This window comes from Stomatobaculum sp., assembly GCF_057248925.1.
On sequence record NZ_DBHIHF010000035.1, the window covers coordinates 1 to 17,215 of the forward strand.

Annotated in this window: 14 protein-coding genes and 2 tRNA genes; 11 read left to right on the plus strand and 5 right to left on the minus strand. The window is 56.4% G+C overall.

All coding sequences use genetic code 11. The features are described from left to right. Nucleotides 1-86: 86 nt before the first annotated feature. The 5 genes from ACO4XG_RS10380 to ACO4XG_RS10400 all read left to right on the plus strand — a co-directional run bounded on the left by ACO4XG_RS10380 (nt 87) and on the right by ACO4XG_RS10400 (nt 3,880). Nucleotides 87-159 (plus strand) — tRNA-Asn (locus tag ACO4XG_RS10380). Between the two features lie 8 nt (nt 160-167). Then, nucleotides 168-238, plus strand: a tRNA-Cys gene (locus tag ACO4XG_RS10385). A 107-nt stretch (nt 239-345) separates the two neighbouring features. Next, nucleotides 346-711 (plus strand): DUF488 domain-containing protein, encoded by a 366-nt coding sequence (locus ACO4XG_RS10390; protein WP_308509506.1) that lies wholly within the window; start codon nt 346-348, stop codon nt 709-711. Between the two features lie 87 nt (nt 712-798). Next, nucleotides 799-1,332, plus strand: coding sequence for a folate family ECF transporter S component (locus ACO4XG_RS10395; RefSeq protein ID WP_308509507.1), 534 nt, complete (start codon nt 799-801; stop codon nt 1,330-1,332). A 1,174-nt stretch (nt 1,333-2,506) separates the two neighbouring features. After that, the gene (locus ACO4XG_RS10400) at nt 2,507-3,880 is read left to right on the plus strand and encodes an MATE family efflux transporter (RefSeq protein ID WP_330670192.1); all 1,374 of its coding nucleotides are present in this window, start codon (nt 2,507-2,509) and stop codon (nt 3,878-3,880) included. Nucleotides 3,881-4,445: 565 nt separating this feature from the next. Here the strand turns inward: ACO4XG_RS10400 and ACO4XG_RS10405 are convergent. Next, nucleotides 4,446-5,861 carry an amidophosphoribosyltransferase gene (locus ACO4XG_RS10405; RefSeq protein WP_308509508.1) on the minus strand — a complete coding sequence of 472 codons (1,416 nt, stop codon included), beginning with the start codon at nt 5,859-5,861 and terminating at the stop codon, nt 4,446-4,448. A 313-nt stretch (nt 5,862-6,174) separates the two neighbouring features. Here ACO4XG_RS10405 and ACO4XG_RS10410 point away from each other — a divergent pair, with 313 nt between their 5' ends. The 3 genes from ACO4XG_RS10410 to ACO4XG_RS10420 all read left to right on the plus strand — a co-directional run bounded on the left by ACO4XG_RS10410 (nt 6,175) and on the right by ACO4XG_RS10420 (nt 9,211). Next, nucleotides 6,175-8,367 carry a Tex family protein gene (locus tag ACO4XG_RS10410; RefSeq protein WP_308509509.1) on the plus strand — a complete coding sequence of 731 codons (2,193 nt, stop codon included), beginning with the start codon at nt 6,175-6,177 and terminating at the stop codon, nt 8,365-8,367. 131 nt (nt 8,368-8,498) lie between these two features. Then, entirely contained in the window at nt 8,499-8,852 is a 354-nt protein-coding gene (locus tag ACO4XG_RS10415; RefSeq protein WP_308509510.1) for a hypothetical protein, read from the plus strand. Nucleotides 8,853-8,863: 11 nt separating this feature from the next. Next, nucleotides 8,864-9,211 carry a hypothetical protein gene (locus ACO4XG_RS10420; protein WP_308509511.1) on the plus strand — a complete coding sequence of 116 codons (348 nt, stop codon included), beginning with the start codon at nt 8,864-8,866 and terminating at the stop codon, nt 9,209-9,211. A 101-nt stretch (nt 9,212-9,312) separates the two neighbouring features. Here ACO4XG_RS10420 and ACO4XG_RS10425 read toward each other — a convergent pair whose 3' ends face one another. Further along, nucleotides 9,313-9,936 carry an ECF transporter S component gene (locus ACO4XG_RS10425; protein ID WP_308509512.1) on the minus strand — a complete coding sequence of 208 codons (624 nt, stop codon included), beginning with the start codon at nt 9,934-9,936 and terminating at the stop codon, nt 9,313-9,315. 235 nt (nt 9,937-10,171) lie between these two features. Between ACO4XG_RS10425 and ACO4XG_RS10430 the strand changes: the two genes are divergently transcribed. Both ACO4XG_RS10430 and ACO4XG_RS10435 read left to right on the plus strand, forming a co-directional pair. Beyond that, nucleotides 10,172-11,020, plus strand: coding sequence for a patatin-like phospholipase family protein (locus ACO4XG_RS10430; RefSeq protein ID WP_308509513.1), 849 nt, complete (start codon nt 10,172-10,174; stop codon nt 11,018-11,020). A 295-nt stretch (nt 11,021-11,315) separates the two neighbouring features. Next, nucleotides 11,316-11,786 carry a hypothetical protein gene (locus tag ACO4XG_RS10435; RefSeq protein ID WP_308509514.1) on the plus strand — a complete coding sequence of 157 codons (471 nt, stop codon included), beginning with the start codon at nt 11,316-11,318 and terminating at the stop codon, nt 11,784-11,786. A gap of 1 nt (nt 11,787) precedes the next feature. Here the strand turns inward: ACO4XG_RS10435 and ACO4XG_RS10440 are convergent, their stop codons facing one another. Next, a complete protein-coding gene (locus tag ACO4XG_RS10440; RefSeq protein ID WP_308509515.1) occupies nt 11,788-13,173 on the minus strand; it encodes an aminotransferase class I/II-fold pyridoxal phosphate-dependent enzyme in 1,386 nt (461 codons plus the stop codon). A gap of 99 nt (nt 13,174-13,272) precedes the next feature. Beyond that, a complete protein-coding gene (locus tag ACO4XG_RS10445; protein WP_308509516.1) occupies nt 13,273-14,835 on the minus strand; it encodes a Y-family DNA polymerase in 1,563 nt (520 codons plus the stop codon). A 107-nt stretch (nt 14,836-14,942) separates the two neighbouring features. Between ACO4XG_RS10445 and ACO4XG_RS10450 the strand changes: the two genes are divergently transcribed. After that, entirely contained in the window at nt 14,943-15,359 is a 417-nt protein-coding gene (locus tag ACO4XG_RS10450) for an acyl-CoA thioesterase (protein WP_308509517.1), read from the plus strand. A 187-nt stretch (nt 15,360-15,546) separates the two neighbouring features. Here ACO4XG_RS10450 and ACO4XG_RS10455 read toward each other — a convergent pair whose 3' ends face one another. Next, nucleotides 15,547-17,106 carry a L,D-transpeptidase family protein gene (locus tag ACO4XG_RS10455; RefSeq protein ID WP_485129729.1) on the minus strand — a complete coding sequence of 520 codons (1,560 nt, stop codon included), beginning with the start codon at nt 17,104-17,106 and terminating at the stop codon, nt 15,547-15,549. Between the last annotated feature and the right edge of the window lie 109 nt (nt 17,107-17,215).

Below are 17,215 nucleotides of genomic sequence, written 5' to 3' on the forward strand. Positions count from 1 at the left end.
ACTAATCGGTCGAGGGTTTAACCAAAGGGTTTGGGAAAGAGATGAATAGATAAAAATTCTGTGTGCGGTTTTCAGGGTGTAAATATTCCTTGTTAGCTCAGTCGGTAGAGCACGCGGCTGTTAACCGCGGTGTCGTTGGTTCGAGTCCAACACGAGGAGCTTAATATGGCGACATAGCCAAGTGGTAAGGCGTGGGTCTGCAAAACCCTGATCACCGGTCCGAATCCGGTTGTCGCCTCTCGATAACCGGTTCTGAGGAACCGGTTTTTTGTTGCAAAAAAACAGGAAGAATCTATAATAAAACTTGGATGTACAAAATCCGAACAAAGAAAAGAGGATATAAAAATGGCGGGAGTGCTGGAAATGAAGCGCGTCTACGAGCCAGCAGCGCCGACGGACGGCTGCCGGATTCTGGTGGACCGCCTGTGGCCGAGAGGTATCTCTAAGGAACGGGCGGCATTGACGCGCTGGGACAAGGAGATTACGCCGTCACCGGAGCTCAGAAAGTGGTTCGGGCATGAGGAGGAGCGCTTTGCTACCTTTTCGGAGCTATACCGGAAGGAGCTGGACGCGAACCCGCAGGGAGAGGCGTTTGTGTCTTACATCCGGGACACGCTGAAGACCGAAAATGTAACCCTGGTTTACGGCGCAAAGAGCCCGACCTGTAACCATGTGCTGATCTTAAAGGACTGGGTGGAAAAGCGTTTGTAGAAGCCGTCGTGCGGCAGCTAGGTTCAAAAGAGGCAGGTATATCACAAAATAAAGAAACGTAGTGCACTTTTCTCAGGAGGAAAAAGCATGGAACACATGAAGAACGTAAAGTCGGTGACAGTGGCAGCCTTACTCGTGGCGCTCGCGGTGACGCTCAAGTTTTTGAAAATTGCGATTACGCCGACCCTGGAGTTCAGCTTCGCCTTTCTCGCCAACGCGAGTGCAGGTTTTCTGTTCGGGCCCTTTGTGGCCGGAACGGTCGGGGCGCTTTCGGATCTGCTCGGCTATGTGGTGCGCCCCACGGGCCCCTTCTTCCCCGGCTTTACATTGAACGCGATTATCAACGGCGTGGTCTACGGCCTGGTGCTCTATCGGAAGCCGGTATCGATGCAGCGCGTCGTCATTGCCCGCCTGATTAATACCGTATTGATCAGTTTCCTGTTGAATCCGATTTGGCTGTCCATGATGTACGGCAAGGCGCTGCATCTCCTGGTCAAAACGAGACTCATCAAGGCTGCGATTCTCTTCGTGCCGGAGTGCATCCTGCTCTATGCGATTCTCAAACTGGTCAAACGAATCGCAAGCGATTCCGCACTGTTGCCGCAAAAGAGTATTTCCTAACTATCATTGATAGCGCGAGAACAAACGCAGAGAGGCAGAGTCATTGTGTCTCTGCGTTTTTGCTTGGCAAAGCACAGGGACACGGTGCTGTTGCCGCAAAAGAGTGTTTCCTAACTATCATCATAGATATTGCGAGAACAAACGCAGAGAGGCAGAGTCATTGCTTCTCTGCGTTTTCGTTTGGGAAAGCACAGGGACACGGTGCTGTTGCCGCAAAAGAGTGTTTCCTAACTATCATAGATATCGCGAGAACAAACGCAGAGAGGCAAAGTCATTGTGTCTCTGCGTTTTTGTTTTGGCAAAGTGCAGGGACGGAGCGTCGCGCAGAAAAAGAACGTTTTCGAAGATTCGGAGTTCAGAGTTATAGGAGAAAAAGAGTTGCTAGAAAACCCCGCAACGCTAGTAGAATCAAGCGTTGCGGGGTTTTCATCTTCTTTGAAATAAGATGAAGAATGGACAAAGTATGTTTGGAGGAAAACGTCAGGAAGTATGTTATCTGCCCTTCTTGTGGTGGGCCTTGTATCAAATACGGGAAGAATAAGTCCGGAACCTAACGGTGGCGCTGCAATGCCTGCTCGATGATTATTACACCCAAAATTCAATCCCTATGTGGGGTGATGTAATCGTATGGAGTTGGCAATACATTTGAAGGAAAGCGTCAGGAAGCATGTTATCCGGCCTTCTTGCGGTGGGACTTGTACGGAATACGGGAAGAATAAGTCCGGAACCTGGCGGTGGCGTTGCAATACCTGCTCGAAGATGCATACACTTAAATTTGCGTTTGCGGAAAACAGATAAGAAAAGTTCAATTCCGACATGAGATAATGTCATCACAAGGAAGGCTGCCGACTCTTTTTGTCCGCTTAGCCTGACACATGGATATTGCCGCAAGAAAAGCAGCTCATACGGATGGATATACAGGACTGTGGTACGAGAGGGGATTGGATTGACAGACAATACGGAACAGGAATCGAAGGGAAAGCAGCAGGGGGCTACCGGCGGAGCATGCGGACTTTGAGGCTGTTTTGTATGCAATATAAGGGAATGATAAAAAAGGAAGCGTTTCCGCTGCTTGCAATCTAAGGCGAGAGCGTGTATAACGGAACAACATGCAGTTGGATTGACGCGTTTTCGGTCAGTCCTGTTTTTTTATCGTTCTTTTGGGGGATACAGTATGACAATGAATAAGAAAGGAAGTGCCATTGTTGATATGACGGTCGGCAGCCCGACTGCACTGATTCTGGGATTTGCGATTCCGATGTTGCTCGGCACCTTGTTTCAGCAGTTTTACAGCATGGCGGATACCGTCATTGTGGGGCGCTTTCTGAATGTCCGGGCGCTTGCGGGCGTCGGCTCGACAGCGGCCATTAATTTTCTGATCAACGGCTTTGTGATCGGTATGTCTTCGGGTTTCGCGATTCCGGTTGCACAGCGCTTCGGCGCGCGGGACTATGTGGATATGCGGAAATTTATCGCGAATACGATATGGCTCTCGCTGATTTTCTCCGTGGTCGTCACGGTGCTTGTGGCGCTCTTCACGAAGCAGCTGCTCATTCTGACGCAGACGCCGGAGGACATTCTGCCCTATGCGTATCAGTATATCTTCATCATCTTCCTCGGGATACCGACCACTTACCTCTACAACGTGACGGCGAGCCTGATTCGCGCACTGGGTGATTCCAAGACGCCGGTCTATTTTCTGATTCTCGCCTCGGTCGTGAACATTGTCCTCGATTTTGTGTCGATTGTCGGCTTCGGCTTCAGCGTGAACGGCCCGGCGCTCGCGACGGTCTTCTCGCAGGCTGTCTCCGGAATCTGCTGCATTTTCTACATGCGGAAAAAGTTTCCGCTGCTCCGCTTTGCGCCGCGGGAGATGCAGTTTGACGCGCGGAAATGCGGCATTCTGCTCTCGATGGCACTGCCGATGGGGCTGCAGTATTCCATTACGGCAATCGGCTCCGTCGTTTTGCAGAGTGCCGTCAATATGCTCGGCACGGTGACGGTCGCCTCGGTGACGGCCGGTCAGAAAATCAGCATGTTCTTCTGCTGTGTCTACGACGCGCTCGGCGCGACAATGGCGACCTATGCGGGACAGAATGTCGGCGCGGGCAAGTTACAGCGCGTACAGGACGGCGTCTATGTCGCGACCAGAATCGGCATTGCCTACGGCCTGCTTGCCTTCCTGATTTGCTTTCTGTTCGGCAATCAGTTGCCGCTGCTCTTTCTCGCGCCGGATCAGACGGAGATTGTGCGGCAGGCGCGGCTCTTCCTGCTCGCAAACTCCGCGTTCTATGCGGCGCTCGCCATCGTCAATATATGGCGCTTTACGATTCAGGGCATGGGATACTCTGGCTTTGCGATCCTTTCCGGCGTCTCGGAAATGATTGCGCGCACCCTGGTCGGGTTTTTCGGTGTCCGCTTCTTCGGTATCTACGCGGTATTCTTTGCCTCGCCGCTCGCCTGGCTCTCGGCGGACTGCTCCCTGATTCCGGCCTTTCATCACTGCCTGCGGAAACTTCGCCTGTTAATCGGCATTCGGGAGGACTGAGCATTCATAGTTTGTTCATGATTTCTTTGAAAAAGAGTTACAAGTCGCACATGAATTCATCATGACTCTTCGCTATTATATAGACATAGCAAGCGGGAAACCGCGAACATCTTTTTTTCATATACTGGCCGGGGGCGAAAGCACCCGGCCTCCTCCCTTTTTACGGCTCTCTTCGCACAGGCGACGGGAGCCGTTTTGGTATGAAAGAGCGAGTTACAAGATGAAGGGCGGACAAAAAGAGTTGGTAAAAAGTGCCTCGAACCCTTGATACACAAGGCTTTTCTCTGCTTACATCTTCCGTGAAACAGTATGTTTGGAGGAAAAAGTCATGAAGCATGCTAGCTGTCCTTCTTGTGGTGGGCCTTGTATGAAATATGAGAAGAATAAGTCCGGAACCCAACGGTGGCGCTGCAATGCCTGTTCGATGATTATTACACCCAAAATTCAATCCCTGTGTGGGGTGATGTAATCGTATGGAGCTAGCACCAACTCTTTTTGCCGACCTAGCCCATAAAAAAGCACTGTTCTCAAAGAGAACAGTGCTTTTTCGGGAGTAATCGCTTGCTTATTCCCGACCGTCCCAGCAATAGGTGCAGAGTTTGTCGCGGTCGATGCCGACGGCCCGAATGAGGTCGTCGAGGCGGTTGTAGCGGAGGGTTGTGAAGTTCAGCTGCTTACAGATGACATCGAGCATGGCCTGATAGCGCTCGGAGTCCGGATTTGCGTAGTCGCTCAGGACTTCGCGGCTCACATTCTCGCCCTCTGCGTCTCGAATCATGCGCCGCGTGATGAGCTCCATCTCGCCGGTCGAGCGGGAGAAGTTCAGATATTTACATCCGAAGAGCAGCGGCGGGCAGGCGGGGCGCACATGGACTTCCTTTGCGCCGCTCCGGTACAGGAATTCCGTGGTCTCGCGGAGCTGTGTGCCGCGGACAATCGAATCGTCAATCAAGAGGAGGCGCTGTCCCTCAATGAGCTCGTGCACCGGGATCAGCTTCATCTTTGCGATGAGATCGCGCTTGTCTTGGATGGTCGGCATGAAAGAGCGCGGCCAGGTCGGTGTGTACTTGATGAAGGGACGCGCAAACGGGACGCCGGACTCGTTCGCATAGCCGATTGCGTGTGCGGTGCCGGAATCCGGGACGCCGGCGACCGAGTCAATCTGGTCGTGGGTCATGTGGTCGCGCTTTGCGAGCTCCTGGCCGCAGCGCACGCGCATGGCCTCGACGGACACGCCCTCGTAGGCGGAAGACGGATAGCCGTAGTAGACCCAGAGGAAGGTGCAGATGCGCATCTTCTTGCCGGGGGCGGAGAGCGTCGTGACACCCTCCGGCGTCATCACGGCGATTTCGCCGGGGCCGAGCTCGCGGAAATCCTCGTAGCCGAGGTTCAGATAGGCGAAGCTCTCGAACGAAGCGCAGAAGCCCTCGTCCTTTCTGCCGATGATAATCGGCGTTCTGCCGAGCTTGTCGCGGGACAGGTAAATGCCCTGCGGGGTCAGCAACATAATGCTCATGGAGCCGTCAATCGTCTCCTGTGCATAGCGGAGGCCGTCAATCAGGTTGTCCTTCCGGTTAATCAGAGAGGCAACGAGTTCCGTCGGATTGATGATACCGCCGCTCATCTCGAGGAAGGAAGAGCCGTTGTTCTTTAAAAGCTCATCCGAGAGCACATTCAGGTTGTTAATGCGGCCCACGGTTGTAATCGCGTAGGTGCCGTGGTGGGAGCGCACAATGAGGGGCTGGGCCTCATAGTCCGAAATACATCCGATGCCGAGATTGCCGTGCATTTGCTTGACATCATCCGCAAACTTGGTGCGGAACGGGCTGTTCTCAATGTTGTGGATGGAACGGTCGAAGCCGTCCTTTCCGTAAACAGCCATGCCGCCGCGGCGGGTGCCGAGGTGGGAGTGATAATCCGTGCCGAAGAAGAGATCAAAGACACAATCTTCCTTGAGTGCCGATGCAAAGATACCGCCCATAGGACCTTCCTTTCAAAGTGCGCATACATGATACCAAAGACTTCGTGAAAATCATAATCGATTCAAGCGGTGAATGCAAGGCGCGGGCGGTGGAAACAGTGCCGGTTTTTGGATGGGCAGAGATGGAAAACCAGTGAAAAAAGATACGGTTTCCACCGGTCTATGCAGAGAGAATGCATTTTTTCACGAAGCGGGTGCGATAACGCGGTAAACGCCGATTGATAGTTGTCGGGCGCAGCTCGGCGGCGAAGGCTGGTAATTCGGACGGAGACATATTAAAATAAAAAAATACTATCGCGCAGGAGGAGATCATTTGAACATTCATCAGAAAATCGCAGAGGAACTCGGCGTCCGGACAGAGCAGGTTAACGCAGCCGTCAACCTAATCGATGAGGGCGCAACCATACCCTTCATTGCCCGCTACCGAAAAGAAGTGACCGGCTCTCTGGACGATGAACAGCTTAGAGCACTCGATGCGCGGCTCACGGCACTCCGGAACTTGGAAGAGCGCCGCGAAAAGATACGCACAGCGATTACGGAGCAGGGGAAGATGACGGAGGCACTCGGCGCGCAGCTTGATGCGGCGGAGACCCTGGTGCAGCTCGAGGACATCTACCTCCCCTATCGCCCGAAGCGCAGCACCCGCGCGACGGTGGCAATCGAGCGCGGCTTAAGCGAGCTTGCGGATCTCATCTGGGCGCAGAAAACAAAGAAGAGTCTTGAAGAAGAGGCCGAGCGCTTTATCTCCGAGGAGAAGGGGATAGGGACCGCGGCACTCTGCATCCAGGGTGCTTTGGACATACTCGCGGAGCGCTTTTCCGATGCGAGTGTCATCCGCAGCTATGTGCGCGATACGACCAAGCGGGGCGGTCAGCTCTGCGCGGCGCGGCGCGAGCAGAAGGGCAGCGCGGAGAAGCAGAACGAGGCTGAGAAGGAGAGGGAGAAGCGGGCGGTCTACGAGACCTATTATGACTTCCGCGAGCCCCTGATGAAGGCGACCGGCTACCGTGTGCTCGCCATGAACCGCGGCGAGAAAGAAAAGATTCTGCGGGTCTATATCGAAGCGCCGAGTGAGGAGATTCTGGCGACCCTCCGCGGCCGTCTGATTAAGGCAGAAAACAAGAACACTGCCGAGGCGATGGACCGCGCGATCACGGACAGCTACGCGCGCCTCATGGCGCCTGCGGTGGAGCGGGACATTCGGAATGAACTCACCGAGGCGGCGGAGACGGGCGCCATTGAGGTGTTCCGGAAGAACCTGCATCAGCTGCTCATGCAGCCGCCGATTGCGGGCGAGGTAGTGCTCGGCTGGGATCCGGCGTTCCGCACGGGTTGTAAGCTCGCGGTGGTGGACGAGACCGGCAAGGTGTTGGATACCGCGGTGGTCTACCCGACCATGCCGACCAACGAGAAGAAGCAGCGTGCGGCGGCGGAGAAACTGAGAGAATTTATCGAGAAGTACGGAGTGACTCTGATCTCGATCGGAAACGGCACAGCTTCCCGCGAGTCCGAGCAGTTTGTCGCGGGGGTCTTAAAGGAACTTCCGCAGAAAGTCTCCTATGTGATTACGAACGAGGCGGGCGCTTCGATCTACTCCGCGAGCGCGCTCGCGACCGAGGAGTTCCCGGCGTTCGATGTGGGACAGCGCAGTGCGGCCTCGATTGCGCGCCGCGTACAGGACCCGCTCGCGGAGCTCGTAAAAATTGACCCGAAGTCCATCGGCGTGGGGCAGTACCAGCACGACATGGAGCAGAAGCGCCTCGGCGAGGCGCTGGAGGGCGTGGTCGAGGACTGTGTGAACGCAGTCGGTGTGGATTTAAACACGGCTTCGGCGCCCCTGCTCCGCTATATCTCGGGCATCACGAAGACCACGGCAAAGAATATCGTGAGCTACCGCGAGGAGAACGGCAAATTCAAGAACCGGAAGGAGCTCTTAAAAGTCTCGAAACTCGGCCCCAAGGCATTTGAACAGTGCGCGGGCTTCCTTCGTATCAGCGGCGGCGAGAATCCGCTCGACGATACCGGCGTGCATCCGGAGAGCTATGCGCTCGCGAAGGCCATCCTTGAGGCGGCAGGGGAGAACGAGGAGAAGCTTCGGGAAGGTCGTCTCAGTTTCAAACTCAACAAGGCAAAGCGGAAGGCACTCGCGGAGCAGCTTTCGGTCGGCGAGGTCACACTGGAGAGTGTCGAGAAGGAACTCACGACGGCGAGACGCGACCCCCGCGAGGACATGCCAAAGCCCATCTTAAAGAGCGATGTGCTGCAGATTGAGGATTTGAAGCCCGGCATGATACTCCGCGGCACCGTTAGAAACGTCATCGACTTCGGTGCCTTTGTGGACATCGGCGTGCACCAGGACGGCCTCGTGCACATCTCCCGCATGAAGAAGGGCAAGTTTGTGAAGCACCCCTCGGAGGTCGTGAAAGTCGGCGACATTGTCGAGGTCAAGGTGGTCGAGGCCGATGTCAAGAAGCAGAGAATCGGGCTGTCGATGATACTGGACTGAGAAAGGGTTCGCCCGATAGGATTGTGATATGATGTAGTCAACATTGACTTAAAAAAGTCATTAGTGTATGATAATATAAATATGAAAGAAGGTTGCAAATAAAAACAGAAAGGAGAACGGAGGGGACTGTTATGTCAAACTACAAGACCTTGCACCGTCTCTTTGTGCTTCGCATTGCGTTTGAACTGTTGGTTGCGCTGTTGGTTGTAGTAACTTTTCTTTCAAAGCGTTATTTTTCACGGTTCGGAATGTTTTTTCTGATTGCTTTGCTGTCTGCAGGGTCGCTTTGGCTGATTTTTTATTTCATACAGGTTCGCACGGACAGAGAACATCTGTTGAATGATAAGCGTCTGCAGGTGTTGCGGGAGACAGATACCGGCCTGTATCGTCTGCAACGCTTTTACCTGACCAGGGTGATTCCGGCAGAGCGTCTCGTTTTGGGGATTGCTGCGATACTCGGCATTGCGCAGCGTCATATGTCATGAGAGGCGTGATTATGTCAAAGTATAATCACCTGCGATGCATCTATTTATTCCGTATGATACTGGGCGTGCTGATTATTTCCTTGGCTGTGGCGGAAGTACTCGCTTCACAGCTGCTGTCGCAGCTGCCGCTTTTACGGCTTGTAGCAGGCCTTGGAATTCTCTGGCTCATCAGTACCTTCCGAATACGCCGCATGGACAGCGAGCGCTTGCTCCGTTCCGGGCAGGCGCAGAAGTTACAGGAAGCGGATGCTGCGTTATACGGTCTGCGCCGTTTTGAAGAGAAGCTGCTTTCGAAGGCGGAATTCGGAATTTTGATGGCTGCCTTGTTGTTTATGATTGTACGGCAGCGCCTGGGGTAAGCGCATATACAGGGAAGATGGAAGCAAAAAAAAGAGCTTGTCATCCGACGGATGGTAAGCTCTTTTTCCGTTTCGTTGCACAGCTTCGGCAGAAAGCGCAATCAGCGAATTTCCTGCTGCGCTGCGAGGAAGCGGGACAGGACTTTTACAATCAGGGTGCTCACGATACCGCTCACCACCACCTCAATCACGCCCTGCAGGCCGACCAGCAGCACAATGAAGGCGAGAGGATTGGTCGCGTGCAATGCAATCGCGAGGGCCTGAATCGGCTCGGTCTGATAGAAGAAAAGAACCATGTAGCCCATGAAGAAAATCGTATTCGTGAGGGGCGCTGCAATGGCACCGACCAGGAAGGAAAGATTTTTCCGTTTGCTTGCGCCGAGCACCAGACGGAAAATCCAAGCGGTGCAGAGACCCATGAGGATACGCGTAGCGACGCAGAGCAGGAAGGTGTGAACGGGACTGAGCTGCAGGAGTGCGAGGCCGAGCGGCGAAGTTCCGCTCACGCACTCATAAAACGCGGTGATGCCGAAGACAGCACCGGTCACGGCGCCGGCAAAAGGCCCGAGCAGGATGGCTGCGACCGCAATGGGCACCGTGAGGAAGGACATCGACAGCGGGCCGATGGGGACAGAGCCGAGGCCGATCAGCTTCATCACGAGTTCAATCGCGACGAGGAGAGCAAGCTGACTCAGGTAGATGATGCGGTTTTTGGGTGTATACATAGTTTTCCTTTCTGTCGTTCTCGCGGAGATACGACGAAACAAGATGTGCGGACGCTGCCGCGGATTCCGCTTCGGAAAGCCGCAGTTCCCTGCTGCCGAAGGTGCGGCGGGAATTGTGCCGAAGCAGGCTTATTATAGCACGAAACGGCAAACTGAAAAGACGGGAAGCTTGCAAGTCGCAATCGGATTTGGCTATAATGCAAACTGTATTGTTTTTGTTCGGAAAGGACGGGCTATGAAACGTGGATTGGTCATGGAAGGCGGCGGTATGCGCGGGCTCTTTACCGCGGGCGTCACGGATGTCTTCCTGGAAAATAAAATTGTCTTTGAAGGCGCCATAGGCACTTCCGCGGGCGCTGTGTTCGGCTGCAACTATAAGTCCAATCAGCCGGGGCGCGTGCTCCGCTATAACTTAAAATACGGCGCGGATCCGCGCTACGGATCGATCCGCTCCCTCTTACTGACCGGCGACTTTTACAACAAGGACTTTGCTTACCGCGAGGTGCCGTTTGAAAAGTTCCCCTTTGATACGGAGACCTTTCAAAAGAATCCGATGGAGTTCTATGTGGTCTGCACCGATGTGGAGACCGGCAGGCCCTTTTACTACCGCTGTGAGAAGGGCGATGCGCACGATGTCGAGTACATGCGCGCTTCGGCCTCGATGCCGCTGGTGGCGCGCATTGTTGAGGTGGACGGGCATAAGCTCCTGGACGGCGGCATCACCGATGCGATTCCGCTGAAAAAGATGCTGAGTCTCGGCTATGAGAAAAATGTGGTCATTCTGACGCGCCCCAAGGGTTACCGGAAGGAGCGCGGTGCGTCCGGGACCATCGTCGGGGCAGCGCTGAAAGGCTATCCGCGCGCCTCCCTCGCGATGAAGATGCGCTATCTCACCTATAACCAGAACATACGCTTTGTCGAGGAAGAAGCGGAGCGCGGCAGAGCTCTCTTAATCTATCCGGAAAAGGAGCTCGGTATCAGTCGCATTGCGAGCGATCCCGGCGAACTGATGCGCGTCTATGAGCTTGGGCGCGGCGCGGGCTTACGCGCGCTGGAGCGAGTACGCGCCTACCTCGGGGAATGAAAAGAGCGCCATATTCGCAGCTGCATTGAGAGCAATTCCGGCGAACGGATGCGCGTCTATGAGCTTGGGCGTGGCGCGGGTCTACGTGCGCCGGAACGGCTCAGACAGCTTATGGGTGTTTCGGCAGAAAAGGAATCGTTGTTGCATCCGCAGCGTGTCCTGCAAGTGAAGAACGGAAGAAGAAGGGCTCGGAAATATGATTTTTCGCTAAGTTATGCTATACTTTCCTCTGTGAGTTTTCACTAAATAAAATAAGCCTCCTTTCTAATGAGAGGAGGATGGAAAGAGGAAAGCAATGAAATGTAAGGTGGTACATGAGACCGGCGGCAGCTTGCGCGTCAAGATTCTGGGACGGCAGCTCTCTTACAAGGAGTACGAGGCCCTGCACGGGCTCCTCGAGAAGGCAGAGGGGGTGCAGCGCATCCGAACTTACTGGGCGACCGGCAGCATTGCGCTCAACTTCCGCGGCGACCGGGAGCGGCTGCTCGCGACCATACGCGGGATTTCCGAAGAGGGTCTCGCTGCGGCGGTCGAGGAAAACCGCCGCGCTCTGGCAGAGCTCGGCAAGAAGGAAATCGAGCAGAATACGCCGGTCGACTTTGTTGACTTAAAGAAGTTAAAGAAGCAGGGCAAGAAGATGAGTTCCCTCTGGAAGCGGCGTTTAAACCGCCGCATTCTCATTGAGGCGGCTGCGGATATGATACTCCCGGCGCCGGTTCAGGTGGCGTATCACGCCTACCAGATGCTGGTGCTGCAGAGCCTCTGACTTATTCCCGGACGACGGCGACTTCCGTGACGCCGTAGCGGTGAAAAAGCGGGAGCAATTCCGCCGAGAGACGCTCACCGCTCACCGCGAGCGGGATGGCGGGCGGGCAGGAAACCGTGGGTTGGCCGAGGATGCGCCCAACGGCCTCCGTGACCGGTACGGTCTCCTGCGGAGACAGCATGGCTTCCCGTATCGTTAAGACACGCGGCAGAGGAAGCAGACGAAGAGACGGCTCTTTTGCCGTCTCTTTTTTTGTCCAGAGAGCGGCTTCCTCGCGGTAGAGCGAGGCGATGCGGAGATAATCTTCGGGGCGGTTTTCAGGGGTCAACATGAGTACCACGGCGGAGAGGTCGGCAAATTCCGGCTCCATATGGTGCAGGCGAAACAGCGCGGCGAGTTCCTGTCCGGTGAGACTGCCGCTGCCGAGCACAAGTTTCAAGGGTTCGCTCTCCCGGACCTTGGCGCCGAGGGTGCAAAGATACTGTTTGAGGCCGTCAATGCGGCGGATGCAGGCGGCGAGTCGCGCGGGATAGCTGTCCGCGAGGTAGGTGTTGCAGAGGTCGAGCGACTGGAGAATCAAATACGAGGGACTCGTCGAGGCAAAGAGCTCCATGGTGCGGCGCGCGGCCTCGCCGACTTCCGCGGCTGCCTGCGCATTGAAGTGGAGGTAGGCGCCGCCTGTCAGGACAGGCAGAGTTTTGTGCGCGGAGTCGCAGCAGAGATAGGCTCCCTGATCCATGGGGTGCAGGGGCTTTTCGAGAAAGTGAAGGTAGGCGCCGTGGGCGTTGTCAACAAGAACAGGAACCGCCCCTTTGCCGCAGTGCGAATCGACTGCGGTCACAATGCCCTGTACATCGGCGAGAAAGCCGAGGTAGTCGGGGCTCGTCAAAAAGACGGCGAAGGGTGGGTGCGGCAGGGCGCGTAACGCTGCGCGCACCGAATCGGGACTCGGGTGGCAGGAGCAGGCGCTGTCAAGCGCCGTGTCCGCGGGATAAATCCAGGCGATGTCAAAGTCGAGGAGAGCCGCCGCGTAGAGGAGGCTCTTATGTGCGTTTCGCGCGGCGAGAAGGAGCGGGCGCTCCTCCGGGGTGCGCTTCGCGCGGGAGAGGGCTAAGGCCAGCATGGTGCGGAGCGCAAGGCTGCTGCCCTCGGTCGAGTAGAGGGTCAGCGCCGTGCCGAAGAGAGCGGCCGCATTGGCCTCGCTCTCGCCGATGATGCCCGTGGCCTCCGAGAGCACATCCGCGCCGCGGATTTCCGTGATGTCCCGCGCCTCAATGCCGTAGAGCGCCGCGCCGAAGGCACTGTGCCCCTTGTGGCCGGGCATATGGAGGCGGCTTATGTCGGCGCGTAGGTACTCGCTCACAAAGTCGTAAATCGGTGTGTTCATCGGCGTTTCCCTCCTGTTTCCGGTATGTAGCCGTAGTTTTGTATCCGGCATTGCGCTGTGGTTCTCGGTGATACAACGCGGCTCGTCGCTGTTACGGTATCAGGGCTCTGCGCTTTGCTGTCCCCGCTGCTCAGGCGCTGCCGGCGCGTTTTGTGTCTCTTTGTGTGCGGCGGAGAACAGAACCCCGCCGCGTAATAAAGCGCTGTCTCCATAGCGTGCGGAAATTTTTGCTTGCATTTCACGGAGCCTATTGCGCTTGTCTGTTCCCTGCGAAGAGGCACGGAGTCGTTTCGACGCCTGTGTGTCTTTGCCTTGCAATTCGGTTTTCTGTACGTCATTTCCGGGTGTTGCCGCCCTCTGTGTGTCTATGCCGGGTGTTTCCGGCTTCTGTGAGGCGGCGTTCTGTTTTACTGCCTCCTGCGTGTCGGTGTTGCGGAGTTCAGACCCTTGCTTGTTTGTGAGAGGTATTTCCGATCTCGCTGTTTTCGTCTCTTCAGTCGCGCTTTCGCTGCGTTCCTTCGCGGCGGGCAAGGAGAAGAGGGATAGCTGTTGATACTGCGGGTCTTCGAGGCGGGCGGCACCGATGCCGACGAGGCGCAGGGCCTCCCGCTTCGAGAACAGGCCGTCTTCGCCCTCGAGCAGGGCGAGAAAGAGCTGCGAAGCGCAGCGCTCCAGGTCTGCGGCTTCATTGCTCGGAAAGTCAAGGCGCTGCTGCCTTGTGTGTCGCTGAAAGGAGGTTGTCTTTGCGATAATCGCGAGTGTCTCGGCGCGAACATTTGCTTTTTTCAGGCGCGAGGAGAGTTCTTCCGCAAGTTCCCGGAGGAGCGGCGGAAGTTCGCGCCGCATGTTTGCGCGGTCAATGTCAACGGCGGTGGTCTGCTCGACGGAGTGGCTCTTTGCCCGGGGGCGCTCGCGCCGCACTTCGGAGCGGCTAAGCCCCTGCGCGCTGTAGTAGACAGCCTCTCCGGCGCTCGGCCCCAAAATGCGCTGCAGGACATCGCAGGGCGTCGCGGCGGCCTCGCCTATCGTGTGAATGCCGAAGCGGAGCAGTTTTTCGGCACTCCTCCCGCCGACGCCGAAGAGCGAGCGAATCGGCAGCGGGTAAAGTTTTTCCGGCAGTTCCTCGGGCCAGAGTGTGTGGATTTTATCCGGCTTTTCAAAGTCGCTCGCCATTTTGGCGAGGAGCTTATTTTCGCTGATGCCGACATTGACCGTGAAGCCGAGGGCCTCCCGAATTTCCGTCTGAATGGCCGCGGCACACGCGCGAATCGCGGCTTCGTTTTGCCTGCGGTCTGAGAAGCGCTCGCTCATATCGAGAAAGGCTTCATCAATCGAGAACTGTTCGACCGCAGAACTGTGGCGTCGCAGAATCTCAAGGAAAGCTGCGGAGCGGCGCCGATAATAGGCGAAGTTTGCGGAGACCAGCACAAGCCCCGGACAGACACTGCGGGCGCAACTCACGGGCTGACCGCTGTGCACGCCGCAACGCTTGGCGGGAATCGAGGCGGCCGTCACGACACCGTGACGCGAGGTGACATCGCCCGCGACGGCAGAGGGGATGGTTCTGAGGTCAACGCTGTCCGGATTCTGTTCGAGCCGTTCGAGCGCGCTCCACGACAGAAACGCCGAGTTCACGTCAATATGAAAAACGATGCGGGACAAGCGAGACCTCCTTTCGAAAATTGAAAGACCAAAGCGCCTTACTGTGTGCTAGTATAGCAGAAGCGCGGGCAAAAGAACATGTGTTTCCCGCCTGCGCCGGAGGAATGATGGGAAAGACTTACGTTTGGGATCACAAGATTCAGTACTACGAGACGGATCAGATGCAGATTGCGCACCACTCGAACTACATCCGCTGGTTTGAGGAGGCGAGGACCGCGGCGATGGAAGAGGCAGGGCTCGGCTATGAGGAGATGGAGGCGGCGGGTGTGATTAGCCCCGTCGTTTCGGTCTCGGCCAAATATCACAAGATGTCCCGTTTTCCGGAGACACTCCGGATTGCGGTTGAAATTGCGGACTACAACGGTGCGCGCATGCGGCTTTGCTACCGGGTGACGGAGAAAACAAGCGGAGAGCTCCGCTGCACCGGAGAGAGCGAACACTGCTATCTCGATGCGGAACACAAACTCATCTCGTTAAAGCGCAGTAAGCCGGAAATTCATGCCATCCTCGAAACAATGAAGTGAGCTGTATTCTTGCCATACAGGAACAGCCGGGAAACGGGGAGTGCCCTCGAAAGGATAAGGCAAGAGCGGCGCCGGCCCGAAGAGAAAGCGCAGGCAGTACCGGGGCGAACGGCGGAACAAAAAACGCGGCGCGGGAAATATTCCCGCGCCGCGTTTTCTGTTGTCGTAAGCGCTTTGAAAACGCTCTTTAGTTCTTCTTCAGTTCGTCCGCGAGCTGCTGCTCCTCTGCGGTGAGCTTCACCTGGCCTGCCGCAACCGCAGCTGCCTTCTGCTGCTCAAGCTGTGCCGCTGCCTGGAGTGCCGCCGCTGCCTCGCCGGAGCTCGGGTCGGTCGGATCCCACTTCTGATCGCGCGGAATCGGAACCTCGATTGCATCCTTCTCAACCGGTCCCTTGTTCCACGGATCGTTGTAGATGTGGACCACGGTGCCGTTGCCGCAGTTCTTATAGACCCAGTAGGAGTAACCGGTCAGCAGGCGGAGGCAACCGCCGGATGCCGCGTCGTCGATGTAGTTGAAGGTAATCGCATCCAGCTCAAGCTTCGCGCTGTAGTAGAGAATCGAGTGGATGATGAAGCCGTTGTAGAAGCGGTTTAAGTACTTGCAGTAGATGGCCGCCGGGACATCGTCGTGCATGTACTTGACATCGTACTTCGCGTAAATCTTATAGTTGCCCATCGGCGTATCCGGGCCGCTCGTCGAGTTGAAGGTCTTGTACGGGATGATGTAGCCGTTGTCGCCGTCCTTCGCCATGATGTACATGGTGCGGGTTCCCTGGTTGTAGTTGATCTGGTAGGAAGCCTGCGGTCCCATGATGGTCTCCATGTCGGTCACAACGGAGCCGTCGTTGTTGAAGTAGTACTTGTAGCCGTCGACATAGTGCCAGCCGCGCGCCGGCTCGCCGTCAATGAAGTAGTGCTGAACATTGTCGAGGAAGCCCCAACCCGTGTAGGGGCTGCCGCTGTGGGAGGAGTAGTGCACGCCTGTGCCGTCGCGGTAAGCGCCCTCATACTTGCCGACCATCAGGTTCTTGGAAGCGTAGGGGAAGTGCTCGGTGTTGTGCCAGAAGCCCACGCGGATACCGACAATGTAGCGGTCGGAGCCCATGGTGCCGGTCGTCTGGCCGTTCTTTGCCCAGTCAAGGACAGTGCCGTCGTTCAGCATGACCTTGTAGTAGACATCGTTGTAGCGGTGTGCCATGCCCTTCACGCGAATCTGGATGGCCTGTACCTTTGCGCCGTCCTCATTGTAGGGCGTGATTTCCTTCGAAGCCGCCCACGGGCTCCAGCCGTGCTGGTCGGTGTAGACGCGGTAGTACATGCGCGCAATCCCGGAGTGAATCATGTAGAACTTCGAGAAGCCGTTTGCGGAGAAGAGACCCTTGCCCGGGTTATTGGTCGCAGTGTCGCCGATTACATTACCGGCCGCATCGCGCATCTGGTAGGTCGCAATCTGCACCTGGTTTAAAACCGGGTCCGCCGGGGTGTTGCCGGTGCCGAGCGCCTCGAAACCCGCGTTCTCGAAAATCGAGGAGAGGTCATCGCGCCCCGGATTGCCCGCGAAATCCGCGCTGCCCGGCAGACTGTAGTCGTCGTTCACCGACTTCTCGGTCGCCGTGTAGGCAGCGGTGTACTGCGCGGTGCTGGACGGGAACTTCGCGTCCGGATTGGTCGCATCGGAAGCAGGACTCGGGTTCTGCGACTGCGCTGCGTTCTGGGTTTCGTCGAGGCTCGTCGCCTGGCCGCCGATTTGCGGCTGGCCGTCCGAGGTCTGCGCCGCGGTCTCGGTCGAGGCGGGGGCGGAAGTCTCTGCGCCGCCGGTGCCGGTTGCGGCGGATGTCGCTGCCGGGGCGGATGTC